The 4,921-nt window shown below is 40.2% G+C and carries 4 protein-coding genes; 2 read left to right on the top strand and 2 right to left on the bottom strand.

Annotated features, from left to right (window positions below):
- Positions 1–127: 127 nt before the first annotated feature.
- Both ACUVXA_RS16310 and ACUVXA_RS16305 read left to right on the top strand, forming a co-directional pair.
- Complete coding sequence (locus ACUVXA_RS16310; RefSeq protein ID WP_445872345.1) at positions 128–571, top strand: L-2-amino-thiazoline-4-carboxylic acid hydrolase; 444 nt, start codon at positions 128–130, stop codon at positions 569–571.
- A gap of 249 nt (positions 572–820) precedes the next feature.
- On the top strand, positions 821–2,287 hold the full coding sequence (locus tag ACUVXA_RS16305; RefSeq protein WP_445872344.1) for a 4-hydroxyphenylacetate 3-hydroxylase N-terminal domain-containing protein: 1,467 nt from the start codon (positions 821–823) through the stop codon (positions 2,285–2,287).
- Positions 2,288–2,665: 378 nt separating this feature from the next.
- Here the strand turns inward: ACUVXA_RS16305 and ACUVXA_RS16300 are convergent, their stop codons facing one another.
- A complete protein-coding gene (locus ACUVXA_RS16300; protein WP_445872343.1) occupies positions 2,666–4,564 on the bottom strand; it encodes an aldehyde ferredoxin oxidoreductase N-terminal domain-containing protein in 1,899 nt (632 codons plus the stop codon).
- Between the two features lie 13 nt (positions 4,565–4,577).
- Positions 4,578–4,796, bottom strand: a complete 219-nt coding sequence (locus ACUVXA_RS16295; protein WP_445872342.1) for a hypothetical protein — start codon at positions 4,794–4,796, stop codon at positions 4,578–4,580.
- Positions 4,797–4,921: the final 125 nt, after the last annotated feature.

Raw genomic sequence — 4,921 nt, 5'->3', positions numbered from 1 at the left:
CCTTTTTAATTAGACTGGAAAAGATAATAAAATTTTATTTATTCAGTATAGTATCTTATAATCATTCAAGAGAATTATCAGAACAACTTGGTAAAGAAGAAGGACATTTGATTCTGTAGGTGATATTATGGAATATATGAATGATGAGCATTTACCGGAGAACCCGATTGAGGCACAAGGACTTTTAATTAAAGCTTTTTATAAGAAATTCGGGAAGGAAGCTTTACCCATTATTAAAGAGGTATATGCTAGGCAAGGTCGCGCCCTTGGTCTAAAAATTAAGAAAAAATTGCCAAACAACAAGTTATCAACTGTTGCTAATGCTTTTTCTAAAAGCTTTGACCCCAATAGTGTTAAAGTAATCACCATTTCTGATGACAAATTTCAGATTCAGGGCACGAAATGTCCTTTCGGCTTAGAGAACACGTCGAGAGAATTGTGTGAGACAGTGATGGAGATTGATTATGAGTATTTCCGTACCGCAGTTAGTGATAAAATTAGATTGAGAATCATTAAGACTGTGGCTGAAGGAGATTCTTGCTGTGATACTATCTATGAATTAAAAAAATAACTTGGAATAGAAGCTTAAGTTTATAGTATATTTGTACATGGAATTGAAGCAAGATTTTTCCATATAAACAACAGATTTTTGAGTAGTCTTTAGTATATTATTTGAAAATATCTTGCAGAAATTCTAAAGATCCTCTTTTTAGAAATAATAGTGTCGAAAGAAATAATAGAAAGCTATTTTTTCGGTATAGTATTGTGTCGATTCTAATTTAGTAACTAAGATTGTAAAGTAAAGGGAAGGAGTAAAGTTATGTATTTGAAGACTGGTGAAGAATTCATCCAAGACATGATTGATATGAATTTTGAATTATACATTGATGGTGGTAAAATTTCTGGCAAATCTGTGGTGAATCATCCCCAAGTGAGACCCATGATGAACGCTCTCGCCACAACTTACGATATGCAACACGAGGAAAAACTAAAAGACTTCCTCCTCACAAAGTCCCACCTCACCGGGGAAACCATTAGCCGATGGACCCACGTTGCCCAAACCGTAGAGGATCTCATAAGAAAGGTGGACATCACAAGATATGCTAACCGGAGAATAGGAATGTGTTCCTTCCGCTGTGTTCACAACGCTTTTCCCGCAATGCTTGCAACAGCTAAAAAAATTGACGAAGCCAAAGGTACAAACTACTATAAAAACGCAATCGAATACATAAAATATTTCCAAAAAAATGATTTAATTGGCTGCCCGGCAATGACTGATCCTAAGGGTGACCGCTTACTTAAAGCCCACGAGCAAGACGACCCCGACATGTACCTCAGAGTAGTGGAAAAGGACAAAGACGGTATCGTCCTTCGAGGAGCAAAACTCTGCCAAACCGGTTCCGTGTGCGCCCATGAGAAGTTTGTAGCACCCTCCACAACCCACTATCCGGGTTCTGAGGACTACGCAGTTTGTTGCGCGGTTCCAGGTAATGCAAAAGGAATAAAGAATATTTCAGTCCGCTACTCACAGGATGCGCGTCGAAAAGAGGGGCTGGAATGGGATATTGGCAATGTGAAATATGGTTTCCATGAAACGGTAGTGATATTTGATGATGTTTTTGTCCCCTGGGAAAGGGTGTTTATGTGTGGCGAAGTGGAGTTTACCGGAATGCTTGTAAATCTCGCCGGTGCCTGCCATAGACCTACCACAGGTGGCTGTAAAACCGGTTGGTCAGATATTCTAATCGGTGCGGTTCAAGCTTATGCAGAAATAAATGGTACCGCCAATGTGTCCCATGTTCGGGAAAAGATAACCGACATGATTATGCATAATGAGACCATGTATTCCTGTGGTATAGCAGCCTGTGTTAAAGCCCAGATGTATGAAGGAGCAGGCATGATCCCGGACATAATTCTTGCAAATAATACTAAATATGTGGCCTCAAAAGCAGTCTATGATCTAGTAAGGCTAGCAGAAGACATAACGGGAGGCATTATCACCACCCTTCCCAGTGAGAGGGAATTTAAGAATCCCGAGATAGCCCACTATCTTGCCAGATTTTATGCGGGGGCAGACGAGAAACCGGCAGAACACAGAGCTAGAATAGTGAGACTAATCGAAAATCTGACCTATGGTGCGGGAGCTCTCTGCCATTCAGCGGCGCATGGCGGTGGTTCCGGACAAGCCTGCAAAATAACCATGTACCACGCATCCAAGGGAGAACCTCTACAATCAAGGGTAAGTGACGCTAAAAGGCTCTGTGGAATAAAAGAGGAATCTGAATAATCTATAAATTTCAGAATTGGGAAGTATGTATACTACGGCTTTCTGGCAGTTTTTCTAAAATACATCAATAAACCCATAAAACCGCCCATAAAACCACTTATTAAACCACTAATTCCATTATTGATTCCATTCATTATCTGACTGGTTGGAAAAGGTACAACAAAAAAATTCATGAGAAAACTTATAATAAAACCTATTGTAGCTCCGATTAACCCTGCTATTAGAACCTCTTTTGTGGTAGACCTTATTTGTGTTGCCTCCTAAAAACGTTTCCTGATTTTCTTAATCTTTTTCAAGTCTACAAATATAGTTTTACTAATATATGAATCTATGTTATTTTAGTATTATCAATAAAAATAATAATTGAATGTGAAAAATCTAGAGTAAGAAATCTAATTTTAAAGACTTTAACTTTTCTTGAGTCGGTGTCCCCTTTTCAACATCCCAGCCTCTTTCAGCGTAATATTCATCAAGTATCTGCTCCAAAATTTGTTCATTCACTTCTTTCCTTGCATACAAGGTTTTTAGGACAACTGTTCTTTCCGGCGTATGCTTGGGCTCCAGCCAAACGTGTGGAAAACAGTCATCGCTACGATTGAAACCCTCACGTACATTCAGCATTTTATAGAGATTGAAGCAGCGTTCACCTTTCAGCTTTAGCTCTCTTGGTTCGATATCTATTCCAGTAGTGTAACCATATATTTCGGCAAGTGTTTTCAGTATCGGATATCCAAACATTGAGAGAGTGTTCACGATTACATAGCATGCCCCCAAGGAGTTTAGGACCATCATGCAATCCTCGGACTGAGCGGTTAATCTTCCCAAATTCTCTTTTTCTGGAGTGTTATAAATTTCTGGAACGTCTTCGGTGGTTAATCTACCTCCGAGGTTGCCCCAGGCTTGAAAGCCACCCTTAGGACCCACTACCTGGGATACCATGGAGGAATCCAGTCTATTGAATCGGGCATCAAATATGCAGTCGGTGCCCTTCACTATTCCTCGGCTATTCTTATAGTGTACTAAGGCGTCGTGCTCTAAGTGTTCTGAAAGACTGAACCAGCCATCAGCGGCAACTGCCCCTATACCCTCTCTTTTTACCAGTTTATCAAGGAATTCTAGGTAATTATTAAGATTTCTTTGAAAGTCGAAACCTTGGAGGTCTTCTTTTGCTATTTTGCCTTCTTTGAGAAGTCTGGTCATATAGTCTGCCATTTCAGAGAAAGTATACATGCCTACGCCGGCTCTATTAAGCTCATCATTGAGTTTATAGGCTTCTTGATAATCCTCTAATTCCAGTTTTTGTCCCATATTAGCGGTATTTATAAGATGTGTGGTCTTAAGATCAACCCCCGCAAATGAACCATCCCTGACTTCGTGTTGGGTTTTACATCCTATAGGACAGGAAAAACAGGATTCAGAACGCTTTTTAGATTTTAGAAAAGTTTCAACGCCATAGAGTTTGTTGAATTTATCCGTGGTCCAAGTACCAGAGGACATGTTTTTAAGATAAATCATCTCCCAAAAAATGTGCGCTCCCAGAGTTTGAGCATTTCTCAAAATTTCTTGGGATTTGATAAGATCCGTAATTGCCTTTGCTTTTTTGAACAGCTCCTTTTTACGAGCAACCTTGATTCCTCTCGTTCCCTTAGCCACTATGGCCTTAACATTTTTAGAGCCTAAAACCGCACCCAATCCCCCTCTACCCAGAGTGCCTAATCCATCAACTATAGTAAAAGAGAATCTTACCAAGTTCTCACCAGCAGGACCATTAGCAATCACACCCGAACCCGGATGTAAAGCTTGCAGTTTTGCAGTCGTCTCGTATGCATCTGCTCCCCTAAGAGAGGAAGCATCCTTTACCTCAAATCCACCATCCTTAATATACAAATAAACTGGTCTCGTGGACTTGCCCCGGATAATAAGGTGGTCAAATCCCGCCCTCTTCATCATAATTCCAAACAGTTTAAACCCTCCTATAGCGGATGTGATATAGTGTTTCCCATCTTCCGAAGCCGGAAGAGCAAACTTGGTAACCGCAAAAACTTTCGATCCTAAAGGCATCCCACTACCTAAAAGAGGCCCTACTCCTAGAACAACAACATTATCCTCTGATAAGGGATCGATTTTTGGTTTATGAAACTGACTGAATAGCTTGAAGCTTAGACCTGCTCCCCCAATATAATCTTGTATCCAATCAGATTCCATGGGAATAATTTCACTTTCACCAGAAGAGAGATCCAAGTCGAGAACCGAACCCGCATAACCATAATAATCCATGAAATTTGCCTCCCTACTTTTCCTTCGGGGTTAAAGCCCCGTACGCACAGTAATCAGCACAGAAGCTACATTTTTCTCTGCAGGTATCCAAGAAATTTATTGCACCTTCTTCAATCACTAAATGAGCCTTGGAAGGGTTTGCCTCGTCTTCATGCAGTAGAGAACAGAAGATCTGGCACTGCAGGCACATTCGGCAATTAGAGGGATCGACTATAATGTTAAGTTTCTTCATGGAAGCATCTCCATTATATGATTATTTTCCGATAAAGGCAAGCTATATTTTAAGGTTATGTAAAATAGTCATGAGAAGGCGCCTTAAGTATGTGGGTTGTTGGGATAGTTCGAAAAGAATAATTG

Source organism: Candidatus Jordarchaeum sp. (assembly GCF_052745115.1).
This window is presented reverse-complemented; position numbering and strand designations above follow the sequence as displayed.